This window comes from Klebsiella sp. GW_Kp181, from assembly GCF_040062315.1.
Taxonomy (GTDB): Bacteria; Pseudomonadota; Gammaproteobacteria; order Enterobacterales; family Enterobacteriaceae; genus Klebsiella; species Klebsiella oxytoca.
Window position 1 is genome coordinate 1 of sequence record NZ_JBEAFR010000055.1, and the last position, 17,048, is coordinate 17,048.

The window sequence follows — 17,048 nt, forward strand, 5'->3', positions numbered from 1 at the left end:
GGGCCAGCGCGGTCGGGTAGTCCGGACCGGTGCGCGGCACCGCCAGCGGGAAAAGAATCTGGCTTCACCGTAGACAACGCGGTTGCCAGAGTAAAAGCACTGTTGTTATTTTCGACCGTTAAAATCCGGCCCCTCATCGCTGTCTGGTGGGAGGGCCGTTATAATGTGGATTGTCTATTTCACATATATGTAACGTTGTGATTAACAAAACAGTATCAGACAGACATTTGTGGCATGTTTCTTAACTCGGACAACAGAGAAGGAATAACACCATGGCCACTGAGTATGTTGACTACCTGATCCTCGGCGACGAGCATCACGGCGAAATCCATCGGGATATTAAAAGCCACTCTCTGCGAGTCCGTTCGAAATACGCCGCCGGTTCCGGCAGGGGCGACGCTTCTGCTGCGCAGCCGAAAATGGCGAACTACAAAGTACATGAATATCCGGCGCAGGATGGGCGATTTTATCTGGTGGCGACCAACTATTCGCTGGCCGATTTTGACGTTGAGGAAGCGCTAATAAAGTCGAGAATACATCCGCTGAGAAGCTAGCGGCGGTCCTCCCGAAGAGGCCGGGTAATGCTACCCGGCCTGTGAGATGATTAACGACCCGCTTTTAGCTTCTGATAATACTCTTCATAAAGCGTGCTGGCGCTGCCGACATCGTTCTGCCATTCGCCTTTCTGAATCGTCGCGGCGTCCGGATAGAGTGATTTATCATTGGCGACCTCCGGGCTCAGCATTTTACGCGCGGCCAGGTTTGGCGTCGGGTAACCGATAGTTTCTGCAACCTGTTTGGCCACTTCCGGGCGCAGCAGGAAGTTGATCAGCTTCAGCGCGCCGTCGACGTTTTTGGCATTGGCCGGAATCGACAGGCTATCCATCCAGAAGATGCCGCCTTCTTTTGGCCACACGACTTCCAGCGGCGTACCGGCCTGACGCGCAACCCACGCGGAGCCATTCCACACCATGCCGAGATTTACCTCGCCTTCCATATACGGGTTCGCCGGGTTATCGGAGTTGAACGCCGCGACGTTCGGCATCAGTTTTTTCAGCTCGTTATAGGCCGCTTCAATCTCTTTCGGATCGGTAGTATTGCCGGAGTAGCCCAGTTTACGCAGCGCGACCTGGAACACTTCGCGCGCGTCGTCGGTCAGCAGCAGGCTGCTCTTATACTCTGGCTTCCATAGATCCGCCCAGCTGGTAACGGTTTTCGGATCGATCTCATCGCTATTGATTCCGATGGCCGTCGCGCCCCAGATGTACGGAATCGAGTAATCGTTATTCGGGTCGAACGGTTTATTGAGCATTTCAGGATCGAGATTGCCGAAGTTGCTCAGCTTGCTCTTATCGATCTTCTGCAGCATGCCCTCTTTACGCATTTTGTCGACGAAGTAGGTGGAAGGTACCACCAGGTCATAAGCGCCGTCTTTATAGGTTTTGAGCTTGGCATACATGGTTTCGTTCGACTCGTAGGTCGAATAGATCACCTTGATGCCGGTCTCTTTGGTGAATTGCTCCAGCAACCCCGGCGGGACATATTCGGTCCAGTTGTAGAAATAGAGCGTTTTGCTATCGTCCGCGTGCGCGGCGCTCATCCCGATTGCCAGAGCGCCCGCAGCGAGCAGGTGGCGTGACCATTTTTTCATTTTAACGTCCCCTGAGTTTTATCACGTGCAATTATCTGGCTGGCAATGACCATCACCAGCGACAGAACCAACAGAATCGTCGCCAACGCATTGACCTCTGGCGATACCCCAACTTTGACCATCGAATAGATCTTCAGCGGCAGGATCTCATAGCCCGGCCCGGTTACAAACGAAGAGACCACCACATCATCCATCGACAGGGTGAAGCTCAGCAGCCACCCTGCAGCCACGGCGGGCAGCGCCAGCGGCAAAATGATCTTTCGCAGAATCGTCATTTCGCTGGCGCCGAGATCTTTCGCTGCTTCCAGCATCCGCACGTCAAAACCTTTCAGGCGCGAAAACACCGTGACCACCACGAAGGGCAGGCAAAAGGTGATGTGGGAAAACAGCAGCGACCAGAATCCCAGCTGAATACCGATCAGCATAAACAGCACCAGCAGCGAAATCGCCATCACGATATCCGGGGACATCATCACTACAAACAGCATTCCGCTGACGAACGGCTTGCCGCGAAAGCGATAGCGGTACAGCGCGACGGCGGTCAGCGATCCGATAAGCGTAGCGAAAGTCGCCGACAGCACCGCCATGGTCAGTGAGTGCTGTGCTGCCTGCAGCAGACTGTCGTTATTCATCAGCAGGCTATACCAGTTGGTGGTAAAACCCTGCCAGTTAATGCCGAAGCGCGAACTGTTAAACGAGTTAACGATCAGGATAATAATGGGAATGTAGAGATACGCGTAAATAGCGGTCATAAAGCCGCCGCGCAGCAGTCGACCGATCATTCCAGCTCCACCTTTTTATTCAGTAAACGCGCTGCGCGCCAGTAAATCAGCAGCATCAGGCCCATCACCAGCGTTAGCGTAATGCTGGTCGCCGCACCGAACGGCCAGTCGCGGATGTTGAGGAACTGGCTCTTAATGACGTTACCAATCAGTAGGTTTTTCGCGCCGCCCATCAGGTCAGACACGTAGAACAGCCCCATTGCCGGAAGCATCACCAGCAGGCAGCCGGCAATAATGCCCGGCATGGTCAGCGGAATGATGATGCGGATAAAGGTTTGTAGTTTATTGGCGCCGAGATCTTTCGCCGCTTCCAGCAGCGGACGATCGAGCTTTTCGATGCTGGAGTAGAGCGGCATCACCATAAACGGCAGCAGAATATAGACCAGGCCGATAATGACCGCCGATGGCGTATACATGATGCGCAGCGGCGTATCGATGACGCCCAGCCATAGTAAAAATTCGTTCAGATAGCCCTTGGTGCTGAGGAAAATTTTCAGTCCGTAGATACGAATCAGCGAATTGGTCCAGAACGGCACAATCAGCAGAAACAGCATCAGCGGGCGTACCTTCTCCGGCAGCCTTGCCAGAAACCAGGCGAAAGGGTAGCCAAGCGCCAGACAGGCCAGGGTCGCCATGAACGCCATATTCAACGAATGCAGCAGCACGTCGTAGTAGAGCGGATCGAGCAGGCGCGCGTAGTTATCCAGCGAAAAGACCAGCTTGACGAAGTTGGTATCGTCGCGGGTCAGAAAGCTGGTGGCGATAATCATCAGGTTGGGCAGAAAGACAAACAGCACAAGCCAACCCACGATGGTGGCAATCACCACATTCTGGAATTTACTGGTGTTCTTCATCGGCCAGCACAACCTCCCAGCTTTCTACCCAGTTAATGGCCATTTTCTGGTCGAGAGAGTGGTCAAAATCAGGGTCGTCTTCATTGAAGAATTCGCTGACCATGACCATTTTGCCGTTTTCCAGTTCGACCACCGATTCCAGCGTCATTCCTTTATAGTTGCGTTCGCGGATATAGCCTATCAGGCCATCGGCTTCATTACTGTGGTGGATCTCATCAACGCGCAGGTCTTCCGGGCGCAGCAGCACGTTGAGCCGCTGGCCTTTTTCAACGGCGAAGTTGACGTAGATATTGCATTCGCGGCCTTCTACGCTGGCACGCACCCGCTGCTCGTCAATCCGCTCGATGACCGTGGCGTTGAAGATGTTGATTTCGCCAATAAAGCTGGCGACAAACAGGTTTTTCGGCTCTTCATAGATTTCGCGTGGCGTGCCGTCCTGCTCGATTTTGCCATCGCGCATCACCACGATACGGTCGGACATGGTCAGCGCCTCTTCCTGATCGTGGGTGACGAAGACGAAGGTGATGCCGAGTTTACGCTGCAGCGCCTTCAGCTCGTTCTGCATCTGTTTACGCAGTTTATAATCGAGCGCTGAGAGGGATTCATCCAGCAGCAGCAGGCGCGGTTTGTTAACCACCGCGCGGGCAATCGCCACGCGCTGCTGCTGTCCGCCGGAAAGCTGATGCGGTTTGCGCTGGGCGAACTCTTCAAGCTGCACCATTCGCAGGGCGTCGTGGACGCGGGGAGCGATTTCCGCCGGCGGGGTTTTCTGCATGCGCAGGCCGAAGGCGACGTTCTCAAACACCGTCATGTGCGGAAAGAGCGCATAGCTTTGAAAGACGGTGTTCACGTGGCGGTTTTCCGCCGGAATATGGGTGATATCTTGATCTTCGAGATGGATTCGGCCGCTATCGACGGTTTCCAGTCCGGCGATAAGACGAAGAACGGTTGTTTTACCGCAGCCAGAGGGGCCAAGCAGGGTGAGAAACTCACCGTTGTTGATGGTCAGATTGAGGCCGGAGATTACCGTTTTACCATCAAAGCTTTTGCGAATTTCCGTCAGCTGAACCAGCGGAGAACGCGAACGCGGTTGTATATTCAATTTTTGACTCTGTCCCATGTAGACGCAGCGGAAAGCTTACCGATGCGGGGTTTGTGGTTAACCACCTTTGGGTTTGCACATAAAATAATAAGGCCGAGCATTCTACGGCAAACGCCTGTAATCGCCAATGATTGATGCGCCATGATGAGCTACCTTTACAACATTATCGTTCGAAATGTATTAAATTCTCATTTGCCGGGCTAAAAATGACCTGACGCAATATTTGTCTTTTCCGGCTTATCAATAATGTTGTCACAAAAGAAGAGGGTGGCTACATGGATAAATTGCTTGAGCGTTTTTTGCAGTACGTTTCTTTGGACACGCAGTCGAAGCCTGGCGTGCGGCAGGTACCGAGCACGGAAGGACAGTGGAAGCTGTTACGGCTGCTTCAGGCGCAGCTTGAAGAAATGGGACTCGTGAACGTGACGCTGAGTGAAAAAGGGACGGTCATGGGCACCCTGCCAGCTAACGTTGCGGGCGATATTCCGGCGATTGGCTTTATTTCCCACGTCGACACGTCGCCTGACTTCAGCGGCAAGAACGTCAATCCGCAGATCGTAGAAAACTATCGCGGCGGTGATATCGCACTCGGTATTGGCGATGAGGTGCTTTCGCCGGTGATGTTCCCGGTACTGCACCAGCTGCTGGGGCAGACGCTGATTACCACCGATGGTAAAACGCTGCTCGGCGCCGATGATAAAGCCGGTATCGCGGAGATCATGACCGCGCTGGCGACGTTGAAGGCGAAGGAGATTCCCCACGGCGATATCCGCGTGGCCTTTACGCCAGACGAAGAGGTGGGCAAAGGGGCGAAGCATTTTGATGTCGCCGCGTTTGATGCCCGCTGGGCCTATACCGTCGACGGGGGCGGCGTGGGCGAACTGGAGTTTGAGAATTTTAACGCCGCGTCGGTTACGATTAAGATCGTGGGCAATAATGTGCATCCCGGCACCGCGAAAGGGGTGATGGTCAATGCTCTGTCGCTGGCGGCGCGTATCCATGCCGAGGTGCCTGCTGACGAAGCGCCGGAAACCACCGAAGGCTATGAGGGCTTCTATCATCTGGCCAGTATCAAAGGCACGGTGGATCGCGCCGACATGCACTACATCATCCGCGACTTTGACCGTAAGCAGTTTGAAGCCCGCAAGCGCAAAATGATGGAGATCGCCAAAAAGGTCGGCAAAGGGCTGCATCCGGATTGTTATATTGAGCTGGTCATCGAAGACAGCTATTACAATATGCATGAGAAGGTGATGGCGCATCCGCACGTGGTGGAGATTGCCCGTCAGGCGATGGTGGATTGCCAAATCGATCCGCAGATGAAGCCGATTCGCGGCGGTACCGACGGCGCCCAGCTCTCCTTTATGGGGCTGCCGTGCCCGAACCTGTTTACCGGCGGCTATAACTACCACGGCAAGCATGAGTTTGTGACGCTCGAAGGCATGGAGAAGGCGGTGCAGGTGATTGTGCGTATCGCCGAGCTAACGGCAAAACGAGGCGCGTAACGTACAGGCCCGGTAAGGCGTTAGCCGCTACCGGGCGAACCGAAGACTTAGTCCTCAAAGAACCAGTAGCCGCTGTTGACCAGCGCGGCCAGCAGGGCGAGGAAGGAGGGATCTTCCAGCGCATCGCCAAGATGCTCTGCATTGAGCGTCAGGTGGGTTGCCAGCGCGTCCAGCGCCGGGCGGTGCGGAGAGTTAATTTTCTCGCCATTGACGAACACCTCACCATCAATTCGCAGCACGCGCAGGCCGCCGAGACGTGTCAGCTTATCCCCCTGCTGCAGGGCATCGTAAATCTCATCCGGCTGGTACGGCGGCTCCGGCGGCGCCACGTCCAGCTCGTGGCGGGACTGAGTAATAAATTCGCCAAACCACTGCTTAAAGTGCTCTGGCTGATTAATTAATCCCAGCATCATATCGCGCAGGCGGTCCAGCTCGACGGGCAGAATATCCGCAGGATGCTCGCGCGACGGCACGTCCGGGTCGGCGTAGCGCTGGCTGCCGAGTTCACGCTGCAGAATATAATCGGCAAAGCCGCTGAACAGCTCGCGGGCGTTAGGCGCGCGGTAGCCGACCGAATAGTTGAGCGAGTTTTCCAGCGAGTAGCCTTCGTGCGGGAACCCCGGCGGGATATACAGAATATCGCCGGGCTCCATCTCTTCATCGATAATGGCTTCAAACGGGTCGACCTGCAGCAGGTCCGGGTGCGGACAATGTTGCTTCATCGGCACCTTTTCGCCCACGCGCCAGCGGCGGCGACCGGTACCCTGAATGATAAACACGTCGTATTGGTCGAGATGCGGGCCGACGCCGCCTCCCGGAACGGAAAACGAGATCATCAGATCGTCAATGCGCCAGTCGGGAAGGGCGCGGAACGGGTGCATCAGCGCCGCCGTCGGCTGGTGCCAGTTATTGACCGCCTGTACCAGCAGCGACCAGTTATTTTCGCTCAGATGGTCGTAGCTCTCAAACGGACCGTGGCTGACCTGCCATTTACCGTCCTGATGACTGACCAGGCGACTGTCGACTTCGCTCTCCATCGCCAGTCCGGCCAGCTCGTCCGGGCTTAACGGATCGACGAAATTAGCAAAGCCCCGTTTCAGCACTACCGGGCGTTTTTGCCAGTAGCGTTCGATAAAGTCGGGCCAGTTAAGCGTTAATTGATAATCCATATTTATATTCCACAGCAGGTGTCTGTCAGGGATTATAACGGATGCGGCACCAGCATGATGCAGGCGCCGTTAAAAAACCGACTGTTTTAGCTCTCTTTATCTTCCAGGGCCTGGCGGCCAAAAATAACTTCCATGCAGGCGCCGCCGAGCAGGCTCTCTTCGGCGAGAATTCGACCATCGTACTGGGCAACGATATCTCGCGCGACGGAGAGCCCCACGCCCTGGCCGGGACGCAGCGTGTCGGCGCGCTGGCCGCGATCGAATACCGCGCTGCGCATCGTGTGGGGGATCCCGGGACCATCATCCTCTACGAGGATGTGTAAATGGTTGTCGTTGGTCTGACGGACGGAGACTTCGACAAATTCCAGACAGTATTTGCAGGCGTTATCAAGCACGTTGCCCATCACTTCCATAAAATCATTCTTTTCGCCGACAAAACTGATTTCCGGCGAAATATCCAGGCTAATATTCACGCCTTTGCGCTGGTAAACTTTATTCAGCGCCGAGGTCAGGCTATCGAGCAGCGGAGCGATGGGATGCAGCTCGCGACTCAGCAGCGACCCGCCGCTGCGCATGCTGGCACGGTGCAGGTAGTAGCCGATCTGCTGCGAGATACGGCTAATCTGCTCCAGCATTACCGGCTCTGCTTCGTTGACGCTGAGCTTCTCGCCGCGCATGGAGCGTAAGGTGCTCTGCATCACTGCGAGAGGCGTTTTCAGGCTATGGGTCAGGTCGGTCAGGGTAGTGCGGTATTTGTCATAACGCTCGCGTTCGCTTTTCAGCAAGCGGTTGAGGTTGCTGACCAGCCGCGTAAGCTCCCGGGTGGTGTTGGGATTGAGCAGTTCACGGTGATGCTCCTCCAGTTCGCGCACCTCTTTGGCCAGCGATTCAATAGGGCGCAAACTCCACCATGCCGCCACCCACAAAAGCGGGATCACCAGCAGCAGGTTGGCCGCCAGTACGTAGATAAACCAACTCCATACCATATACGAGCGCTTGAGCTCCACCGGTATGGTGTCGACAACCACGATGCTGAGCTGCGGCATGGTGCTGGTGGCCGGATAGATATTGATCGCCACCGAGTGGGTCATTTCGGAGCTGTCGTCCTCTTCCCGAATGGCATTCAGCTGCTGTTGGATCTCATGATTGTTGTGCTGCAGCATGCTGCTGCTGTCCACGTCGGCCTCAATTTCATGAAAGCCGTTGTTTTTGAGCCATTCCGGTTGGATACGCTTCACCAGCCAGGGAACATCGCGCTGCGCCCATAATAACCGACCGTGAGCGTCGTAAATCAGCGTCACCGTCGGACTTTGCATATTGAGGTTGTCGGGAATATCAACGTCGATGGCGTTGTTTTCCCACTTTGCCAGCATATAGAACAGGTTGCTCTCGCCGCGCAGCAGGCGGAAGGTGGTTTTATCAAAGCTTACGCTATAGCCGACCAGCGCGACCATGCCATAAGACAGCGACAGGATCAGCACCACGGCGGCCGTCGCCAGCAGAAAGCGGACGCGTAACGATAGCGGTAAAATATGCCGCAACAGCCCTTTCATCCGCGCAGTTCGAACAGATAGCCCTGGCCGCGCACGGTGGTAATCACATCCTGCGGATACTCAGCCTGGATTTTTTTACGCAATCGTCCCATCAGCACATCGATAGTATGGCTTTCGCGCAGCTCGGCGTCGGGATAGAGCTGCAGCATCAATGAATCTTTGCTGACTACTTTGCCCCGGTTACGGATCAGGGTTTCCATAATGGTGTATTCAAACGCCGTCAGCTTGATGGGCTGGTCATTAACCGACAGCTCGCGACGCGATAAATCTACCTGGAATGGCGGTATTGAGATCACCTGCGATGCGAGGCCGCTGTTGCGCCGCAGAAGCGCCTGCATACGCGCGGCGACCTCTTCGATGTGAAACGGCTTGGTGACGTAGTCATCCGCTCCGGCGCTCAGAACCTCGACTTTATCTTGCCAGCCTTCGCGCGCGGTGAGGACCAGAACCGGTACCGATACGTCGTGGCTGCGCCAGCGGCGAATCAGCGAGAGGCCGTCTTCATCCGGCAGGCCAAGATCGACAATGGCGATGTCCGGAACGTGTTCACCCAGATAGTAATCCGCTTCCTTTGCGTCTTCCGCCGCATCTACCTGATGGCCAAGCTCCTGTAGCTGAACTTTCAGGTGATGGCGCAGCAGAGCGTTATCCTCAACCACGAGTACGCGCATGCCCGTTCTCCATTTTATTTATGATTTGAATAGTTTAGCGCTAATTATACACCTTTAATATAAACAGCTGTTAAATAAAGAATTTTATTTAATTTTTTGTACCTTAGCCTCATGAAAATTCAACGGTAATCCGTCCTCGGCCATCGGCGTCATCACGGGAACCGGGCGCTGCGTACGTTTATCGATCAGTACCGAGTGGCGTTCGCCATCGGCAAAGAGATGCTGCTCTCCCCACTGGCGTAGCGCAACGACGACAGGGAACAAGCGCTGGCCTTTTTCCGTCAGTACGTATTCCTGATAGGCCGTGCCGTCTGAGGCGGATTGGGTAGTGAGAATACCCGAGTTTAGCAATTTGTGCAGACGGTCGGAGAGAATATTACGCGCTATACCAAGGCTTCGCTGGAAATCGCTGAAGCGACTGGTGCCATCAAAGGCATCGCGCACAATCAACAGCGACCAGCGGTCGCCGATAATATCCACGCTTCGGGCGACGGGGCAGGTTGTGTTTTCCCTGTTTTCTGATGAGGACACAGGCGCTCCTGAGGAGATGGCAAACTAGTTGCATTTTAAAACTTCATGCTCCAGACTGCAATGAGTTTTGTTTTGAAACCAGAATGCTCCAGGGGGGAAGGATGAAAGCGACATTATTATCGCCATCGCCAGAGGGGCCGCCAACGGTCATGCCGCGTAGTCTGGTGCTGCTGTTTGCTATCGCCAGCGGCCTGAGCGTGGCAAATGTTTATTACGCACAACCGCTCCTTGATGCCCTGGCGCGCGATTTTGCGATCGGCCACGCCGCGATCGGTGGCGCGATCGCGGCAACTCAGCTTGGCTGCGCGCTGGCTTTGTTATTGCTGGTACCGCTGGGAGACAGGCTGAATCGCCGCCGACTGATGGCGACGCAGGTGATATTACTGATCGCTGCGCTATTTGCCGTCAGTCTGGCAACATCGACAGTAATGCTGTTAGCCAGCATGCTTGCCGTTGGTCTGCTGGGTACCGCCATGACGCAGGGGTTGATTGCTTATGCCGCAAGCGCGGCCGCCCCCTCTGAACAGGGCAGGGTAGTGGGCGCAGCGCAAAGCGGGGTCTTTATTGGATTGCTGCTGGCGCGGGTATTTTCGGGAAGCATCAGCGATCTATTCGGCTGGCGTGGGGTATATATCTTTGCCGCTTTGCTGATGTTAGGCATCGCGCTTCCCCTGTGGCGTCGTCTGCCGGTACTGGCGGTTGCATCGCGCCCACTGAGCTATCCTCAGCTGCTGATATCCATGCTGGCGCTGCTGCGTCAGGAGAAAAACCTGCAGGTGCGAGGCATGCTGGCATTACTAATGTTTGCCGCGTTCAATATCTTCTGGAGCGCGTTAGTTTTGCCGTTAAGCGCGCCACCCTTTAGCTTTTCTCATACCGAGATTGGCGCCCTGGGCCTGGTGGGCGCGATCGGCGCCCTGGCGGCAGGTCGCGCTGGTCAATGGGCCGACCGCGGATATGCCCAGCGCACCAGCGCCGCGGCCCTGGTGATATTGCTGATGGCGTGGTGGCCTTTATCACTGATGGCATGGTCGCCAGCGGCGCTGCTGATTGGCATTGTCATGCTGGATCTCGGCGGCCAGGCGCTGCACGTCACTAATCAGAGCATGATTTTCCGTAGCCGTCCTGAGGCGCACAGCAGACTGGTCGGTTTGTATATGCTGTTTTATGCCCTCGGCAGCGCGCTGGGAGCGATAAGTACGACTGCGGTATATGCCAGCGCAGGATGGCAAGGCCTCTGCCTGCTGGGAGCATCAGTTAGCCTGCTGGCGCTGCTATTCTGGTTAATAACCCGGGGGATGACGACGATCGGATGAGAGGGAGGAAAAATAACCCTCTTTCCCGGCGGAAAGAGGGTCGAAAGGCTTACTTCAGTTCGTCAACCATCGTGGTCGCGCGGCCGATGTAGTTAGCCGGGGTCATGGCTTTGAGGCGAACTTTTTCATCTTCCGGCAGTGCCAGGCTGTCAATAAACTGCTGCATGCCTTCGGCATCGACGCGCTTGCCGCGGGTCAGTTCTTTCAGCTTCTCGTACGGCTTCTCGATGCCGTAGCGACGCATGACGGTCTGGATCGGCTCGGCCAGAACTTCCCAGTTGTGGTCCAGCTCATCCAGCAGACGGTCTTGATTCAGCTCCAGCTTGCTCACGCCTTTCAGGGTTGACTGATAGGCGATCAGCGCGTAGCCGATGCCCACGCCGAGGTTGCGCAGCACGGTGGAGTCGGTCAGGTCACGCTGCCAGCGGGAAACCGGCAGTTTACTTGCCAGATGCTGCATAACCGCGTTGGCCAGACCGAGGTTGCCTTCGGAGTTCTCGAAGTCGATCGGGTTGACTTTATGCGGCATGGTTGAGGAGCCGATTTCGCCAGCAATGGTTTTCTGCTTGAAATGATTGAGCGCGATGTAGCCCCACACGTCACGGTCGAAATCAATCAGGATGGTATTGAAGCGGGCGACGCAGTCGAACAGCTCGGCGATATAGTCGTGCGGCTCAATCTGGGTGGTGTACGGGTTCCACTGGATGCCCAGAGAAGTCACGAACTCTTCGCTAAACTGATGCCAGTCAACTTCCGGATAGGCAGCGATATGGGCGTTATAGTTACCTACCGCGCCGTTGATTTTGCCAAGGATTTCGATCTGGTTCAGCTGACGATACTGACGCTCCATACGGTAAGCGACGTTGGCCATCTCTTTACCCATGGTGGACGGCGTAGCCGGCTGACCGTGAGTACGGGAAAGCAGTGGGATATCGCGATACTGTACCGCCAGCTCTTTCACCGCGTCGATGAGCTTGCGCCAGTATGGCAGGATCACTTCGTCGCGAGCGGTTTTCAGCATCAGCGCGTGGGACAGATTGTTGATGTCCTCGGAGGTGCAGGCAAAGTGGATAAACTCGGAGACCGCGTGCAGTTCAGCCACGTCGGCGACTTTTTCCTTGAGGAAATACTCAACCGCTTTGACGTCGTGGTTGGTGGTGCGCTCGATAGTTTTGATGCGCTCTGCATCTTCTACGCTAAAATCGGCGACGATTTTATCAAGGTAACCGTTTGCGTGGGCAGCAAAAGCAGGAACTTCCTTGATCGCTGCGTGCGCGGCCAGTTTTTGCAACCAACGCACTTCTACCTGAACGCGGAATTTCAGCAAACCGAATTCGCTGAAGATACCGCGCAGCGCGCTGACTTTGTCGCCGTAGCGGCCGTCGACTGGGGAAACGGCGGTCAGTGAGGATAATTCCATAGATCACAACTCCGGGGTTAAATGAGCAAGAATTTGTTTGGCCTGGTTAACCAGACGATTACGAGAAAACATTAGCTGCAGACGGCCGCCGCCGACCTGGTGCCAGAGCACCGCAGAGCGAATACCCGCCAGCAGGGCAGAGCGAACCTTTGCCTGAACCTGAGGGCTTTGCAGCACGGCTGGAGAGCCGGTGACCTGAATACGCGGGCCCAGCGGGCTAATAACATCCACATAGATGCCCGCCATTGCGCTAAGCAGCGTCTCGGATTGCAGATCGAAATGTTCAAGCTGACGGCGCAGACCGCCGATACGGTTGCCGAGGGTATCCATGGCTCCCTTGCTGGCGGCAAGCTTACGTTCCAGCACCATCAGGCTTAAAGTATAGCGGGTGAGTTCGGCGTTCAGCCCCTGGCGACTGCTGGTATTCAGCACGCCAATGAGGGTTTCCAGCCCGAGGCGAAGATTGGCTTCACTACCACCGAACACCGCCAGCGTAGACTCCGGGTCGAGATCGATGATGCTGTTCAGCGACACATGCAGGGCGTCGCTATCGCAGTGCCCCTGGTGCGCCAGTTCCTGAACCAGACGCGCGGCCTGGCAAACGCCGGCCAGCGCCAGCGTAATGTCATAATAATTCTTCGCCACACATTCTCCTTGTAAACCGCCAAATACCCGGTTGGGGCCTTCAGCGGCTGATATGTCTGTCAGGCCTGCAGCGGCAAGCGCTGTTCGATAATCCCGCCGCCGAGGCATACTTCGCCGTTGTAGAAGACCGCAGACTGGCCCGGCGTGACGGCGGCTACAGGCTCATCAAAGATCACTTCAATGCGGTCATCATCCAGCGCTTTCACGGTGCAGGAGATGTCGGTCTGACGGTAACGGGTTTTTACCGTGCAGCGCAGCGTGCCCGTGAGCGGCTCGCGGTCAACCCAGTGCAGCTGTTGAGCAATCAACCCCACGGACATCAGGCGCGGATGGTCATGGCCTTGAGCGACAATCAAAATATTGTTTTCGACATCTTTGTCGACCACATACCACGGGTCTTCGCCGCCGTCTTTGATACCGCCGATGCCCAGACCTTTACGCTGCCCCAGCGTGTGGTACATCAGACCCTGATGCTCGCCAACTTCGTCGCCGTCAACGCTGATAATTTTACCCGGCTGAGCAGGCAGGTAGCGGCCGAGGAATTCGCGGAATTTGCGTTCGCCGATGAAACAGATACCGGTCGAGTCTTTTTTCTTCGCGGTGATGAGATCCAGCTCTTCGGCGATTTTACGCACCTGCGGCTTTTCCAGCTCCCCCACCGGGAACAGGCTTTGCGCGATCTGTTCGTGGCTCAAGGTATAGAGGAAGTAGCTCTGGTCTTTATTACCGTCGAGGCCGCGCAGCAGCTGGCTCTTGCCGTTAACGTCGGCCCGGCGCACGTAGTGGCCGGTGGCGATGTAATCAGCGCCGAGATCTTCTGCGGCAAATTCGAGGAAGGCTTTAAATTTAATTTCTTTATTGCACAGAATATCCGGATTGGGCGTGCGTCCGGCTTTATACTCTGCAAGGAACAATTCAAACACGTTGTCCCAGTATTCTGCGGCAAAGTTGACGGTGTGAAGTTCAATTCCGAGCTTATCGCAAACGGCCTGCGCGTCGGCAAGATCCGCCGCTGCGGTGCAGTATTCCTCGCCGTCGTCTTCTTCCCAGTTCTTCATGAACAGGCCTTCCACCTTATACCCTTGCTGGAGCAGCAGGTAGGCGGAAACTGAGGAATCAACCCCGCCGGACATGCCGACGATCACTTTTTTCTGGCTTTCTGACATTGGATTACTCACTACATTGAACTTCGAGGCGGCGTATTCTAGCACGCGTCCTCCGTTGAGGCACCCCCTGTAAACGGCCAGTTAAATTCGCCGATGAGCGCCAGCGGGTAGCGCGGATCCTGCTGATAGCTGCGAATGCTCTCGGCAACCAGCTGCGAACGCAGGTTGCTCGCGCTAAGAATTTCCTCAGCGCTGAGCCACAGGCAGCGGTCGATATCGCTATCGTGGGGCTCGGTGGCGCACGTATCGTTAAGCTCAATGGTAAAGAGGAAACGCAAAAATGGCGTGCGATCCGGGGCTATCCACTGATGCAGGCGGAGAAAGTGCTGCGGCGTCGCGCGAATGCCGGTCTCTTCCCAAAGCTCGCGTTCTGCGGCCTGAACCAGGGTTTCATCGGCTTCGAGATGGCCTGCCGGCTGGTTCCATAACGCTTTACCGTTGATCGTCTCTTCAACAACCAGGAATTTGCCTTTAGCGTGAACCACGCAGGCGACGGTGACGTGCGGCTTAAACATTGTTTTTCCTCAGGCTACTGTTAATCAATTTTACGCCATTCGCCGTTGGCCAGACCATCCAGCGTATAGCCTCCCATCGCATAGCGAATCAGGCGCAGCGTGGGAAAGCCGACGTGGGCGGTCATCCGCCGCACCTGGCGATTGCGCCCTTCATAGAGGGTAATTTTAAGCCAGCTGGTAGGAATGGATTTACGCTCGCGGATGGGGGGATGACGCGGCCAGAGCCACTCTGGCTCCGCTACACGCTCCACTCCTGCTGGCAGTGTGGGGCCGTCATTAAGCGTGACGCCGTCGCGGAGCGCGGTCAGCGCATCCGCCGTGGGTTCACCTTCCACCTGAACGTAATAAACTTTACCGGTGCGCTTACCCGGTTGGGTGAGAGCCGCCTGCAGCGCGCCGTCGTTGGTCAGCACCAGCAGGCCTTCGCTATCGCGGTCCAGTCGACCGGCGGCATAGACGCCGGCAACCGGAATAAAATCTTTTAGCGTGCTGCGCCCGGCTTCATCGGTAAATTGCGGCAATACATCGTATGGTTTATTGAACAAGATCACAGTTTTTGGCTGGCGTTCTTTACGTTGTCTGGTGACTTGTTGCGTGCTGAATCGCTCAACGCGATGTTTTCTAAATGAAGTTTTTTGCATGGTATTTTCAGACTCTGTCAATTGCCGCATTATAGCCTAATTACGAATGCCTTTCATGGACGCAAACATTCAGGTAGTATTGACATGCTCATTACAACTTATTAACAAAAAGGTTGCTCAAACCGATTCGCATTACAGGAAGGCGACACGGACGCGAAATCTCCGGTTAGCGGGATATTCCACTGACGGGAGTGGGCGAATAAAGCCAACGCCCGGCTAGCGTGAAGAGGGAAGAGCAGAACCAGAAGCGCTCGAAGGAGAGGTTAATGGAAAGCAAAGTAGTAGTTCCGGCGGAAGGTCAAAAAATCACCCTGCAAAACGGCAAGCTGAACGTCCCTAATAACCCGATTATCCCGTTCATCGAAGGCGATGGTATCGGCGTTGACGTCACTCCGGCGATGCTGAAAGTGGTTGATGCTGCCGTTGAGAAAGCCTATAAGGGCGAGCGTAAAATTTCCTGGATGGAAGTTTACACCGGTGAAAAATCGACCCAGGTTTATGGCCAGGATGTCTGGCTGCCTGCCGAAACTCTTGATCTGATTCGTGAATATCGTGTTGCTATCAAAGGCCCTCTGACTACGCCAGTCGGCGGCGGCATTCGTTCTCTGAACGTTGCCCTGCGTCAGGAACTGGACCTCTACGTTTGCCTGCGTCCGGTTCGTTACTACCAGGGGACACCGAGCCCGGTTAAGCATCCTGAACTGACCGATATGGTTATCTTCCGCGAAAACTCCGAAGACATCTACGCCGGTATCGAGTGGAAAGCAGACTCTGCTGAAGCGGATAAAGTCATCAAATTCCTGCGTGATGAAATGGGCGTGAAGAAAATTCGCTTCCCGGAACATTGCGGCATCGGCATCAAGCCGTGCTCTGAAGAAGGCACCAAACGCCTGGTTCGCGCCGCCATCGAATACGCTATCACCAACGATCGCGATTCTCTGACCCTGGTGCACAAAGGCAACATCATGAAATTCACCGAAGGCGCGTTTAAAGACTGGGGCTACCAGCTGGCACGCGAAGAGTTCGGCGGTGAGCTGATTGACGGCGGCCCGTGGATGAAGATCAAAAACCCGAACACCGGGAAAGAGATTGTCGTTAAAGACGTTATCGCCGACGCCTTCCTGCAGCAGATCCTGCTGCGTCCGGCGGAGTACGATGTCATCGCCTGTATGAACCTGAACGGTGACTATATTTCTGACGCCCTGGCGGCGCAGGTTGGCGGTATCGGTATTGCCCCGGGTGCAAACATCGGTGACGAGTGCGCGCTGTTTGAAGCGACCCACGGTACTGCGCCGAAATATGCCGGCCAGGATAAAGTGAACCCAGGTTCCATCATCCTGTCCGCCGAAATGATGCTGCGCCACATGCAGTGGTTCGAAGCGGCAGACCTGATCGTTAAAGGTACCGAAGGCGCTATCGCCGCTAAGACCGTGACCTATGACTTTGAACGTCTGATGGAAGGCGCTAAGCTGCTGAAATGTTCAGAGTTTGGCGACGCGATCATCGCCAACATGTAATCCAGATTTT

General features: G+C 55.4%; 17 protein-coding genes. 4 read left to right on the forward strand and 13 right to left on the reverse strand.

Annotation, left to right across the window (positions count from 1 at the left end; all coding sequences use genetic code 11):
* Positions 1-272: 272 nt before the first annotated feature.
* A complete protein-coding gene (locus tag ABLV11_RS13125; RefSeq protein WP_004101168.1) occupies positions 273-554 on the forward strand; it encodes a hypothetical protein in 282 nt (93 codons plus the stop codon).
* A 50-nt stretch (positions 555-604) separates the two neighbouring features.
* Here ABLV11_RS13125 and potD read toward each other — a convergent pair whose 3' ends face one another.
* From potD to potA, 4 genes are read right to left on the reverse strand one after another with little or no spacing between them, the layout of a single operon-like run.
* Positions 605-1,651 carry a spermidine/putrescine ABC transporter substrate-binding protein PotD gene (gene potD, locus ABLV11_RS13130; protein WP_004101169.1) on the reverse strand — a complete coding sequence of 349 codons (1,047 nt, stop codon included), beginning with the start codon at positions 1,649-1,651 and terminating at the stop codon, positions 605-607.
* Positions 1,648-2,433, reverse strand: coding sequence for a spermidine/putrescine ABC transporter permease PotC (gene potC / locus ABLV11_RS13135; RefSeq protein ID WP_004101171.1), 786 nt, complete (start codon positions 2,431-2,433; stop codon positions 1,648-1,650). Before potC ends, potD begins: the two co-directional genes overlap by 4 nt.
* Entirely contained in the window at positions 2,430-3,287 is an 858-nt protein-coding gene (potB, locus tag ABLV11_RS13140) for a spermidine/putrescine ABC transporter permease PotB (RefSeq protein ID WP_126488934.1), read from the reverse strand. The genes potC and potB overlap by 4 nt, the downstream gene beginning before the upstream one ends.
* Positions 3,271-4,407 carry a spermidine/putrescine ABC transporter ATP-binding protein PotA gene (gene potA / locus ABLV11_RS13145; protein WP_023320723.1) on the reverse strand — a complete coding sequence of 379 codons (1,137 nt, stop codon included), beginning with the start codon at positions 4,405-4,407 and terminating at the stop codon, positions 3,271-3,273. Before potA ends, potB begins: the two co-directional genes overlap by 17 nt.
* Before the next feature lie 257 nt (positions 4,408-4,664).
* On the opposite strand from potA, the gene pepT reads away from it, so the two are divergent.
* Positions 4,665-5,894 carry a peptidase T gene (gene pepT, locus ABLV11_RS13150; protein ID WP_004101177.1) on the forward strand — a complete coding sequence of 410 codons (1,230 nt, stop codon included), beginning with the start codon at positions 4,665-4,667 and terminating at the stop codon, positions 5,892-5,894.
* A gap of 47 nt (positions 5,895-5,941) precedes the next feature.
* Here the strand turns inward: pepT and ABLV11_RS13155 are convergent, their stop codons facing one another.
* The 4 genes from ABLV11_RS13155 to ABLV11_RS13170 form a co-directional block, all read right to left on the reverse strand.
* Complete coding sequence (locus ABLV11_RS13155) at positions 5,942-7,063, reverse strand: cupin domain-containing protein (protein WP_004101179.1); 1,122 nt, start codon at positions 7,061-7,063, stop codon at positions 5,942-5,944.
* Positions 7,064-7,149: 86 nt separating this feature from the next.
* The gene (phoQ, locus tag ABLV11_RS13160) at positions 7,150-8,616 is read right to left on the reverse strand and encodes a two-component system sensor histidine kinase PhoQ (protein ID WP_004101180.1); all 1,467 of its coding nucleotides are present in this window, start codon (positions 8,614-8,616) and stop codon (positions 7,150-7,152) included.
* Complete coding sequence (gene phoP / locus ABLV11_RS13165; protein WP_004101181.1) at positions 8,613-9,287, reverse strand: two-component system response regulator PhoP; 675 nt, start codon at positions 9,285-9,287, stop codon at positions 8,613-8,615. Before phoP ends, phoQ begins: the two co-directional genes overlap by 4 nt.
* Positions 9,288-9,371: 84 nt before the next feature.
* On the reverse strand, positions 9,372-9,818 hold the full coding sequence (locus ABLV11_RS13170; RefSeq protein ID WP_017146109.1) for a helix-turn-helix domain-containing protein: 447 nt from the start codon (positions 9,816-9,818) through the stop codon (positions 9,372-9,374).
* Between the two features lie 101 nt (positions 9,819-9,919).
* Here ABLV11_RS13170 and ABLV11_RS13175 point away from each other — a divergent pair, with 101 nt between their 5' ends.
* Positions 9,920-11,134, forward strand: coding sequence for an MFS transporter (locus tag ABLV11_RS13175; RefSeq protein ID WP_348855345.1), 1,215 nt, complete (start codon positions 9,920-9,922; stop codon positions 11,132-11,134).
* A 49-nt stretch (positions 11,135-11,183) separates the two neighbouring features.
* Here the strand turns inward: ABLV11_RS13175 and purB are convergent, their stop codons facing one another.
* Genes purB through rluE form a run of 5 tightly spaced genes read right to left on the reverse strand, consistent with a single transcriptional unit; the run spans position 11,184 to position 15,551 of the window.
* A complete protein-coding gene (gene purB, locus ABLV11_RS13180; RefSeq protein ID WP_004101184.1) occupies positions 11,184-12,554 on the reverse strand; it encodes an adenylosuccinate lyase in 1,371 nt (456 codons plus the stop codon).
* Positions 12,555-12,557: 3 nt separating this feature from the next.
* Entirely contained in the window at positions 12,558-13,199 is a 642-nt protein-coding gene (gene hflD / locus ABLV11_RS13185) for a high frequency lysogenization protein HflD (RefSeq protein ID WP_004101185.1), read from the reverse strand.
* 59 nt (positions 13,200-13,258) lie between these two features.
* Positions 13,259-14,365: a tRNA 2-thiouridine(34) synthase MnmA gene (mnmA, locus tag ABLV11_RS13190; protein ID WP_032728076.1), complete on the reverse strand. Its 1,107-nt coding sequence runs from the start codon at positions 14,363-14,365 to the stop codon at positions 13,259-13,261.
* A 38-nt stretch (positions 14,366-14,403) separates the two neighbouring features.
* Complete coding sequence (locus ABLV11_RS13195; protein ID WP_004112222.1) at positions 14,404-14,880, reverse strand: NUDIX hydrolase; 477 nt, start codon at positions 14,878-14,880, stop codon at positions 14,404-14,406.
* Between the two features lie 20 nt (positions 14,881-14,900).
* Positions 14,901-15,551 carry a 23S rRNA pseudouridine(2457) synthase RluE gene (rluE, locus tag ABLV11_RS13200; protein ID WP_023329523.1) on the reverse strand — a complete coding sequence of 217 codons (651 nt, stop codon included), beginning with the start codon at positions 15,549-15,551 and terminating at the stop codon, positions 14,901-14,903.
* A 236-nt stretch (positions 15,552-15,787) separates the two neighbouring features.
* Between rluE and icd the strand changes: the two genes are divergently transcribed.
* A complete protein-coding gene (gene icd / locus ABLV11_RS13205) occupies positions 15,788-17,038 on the forward strand; it encodes an NADP-dependent isocitrate dehydrogenase (protein WP_004101197.1) in 1,251 nt (416 codons plus the stop codon).
* Positions 17,039-17,048: the final 10 nt, after the last annotated feature.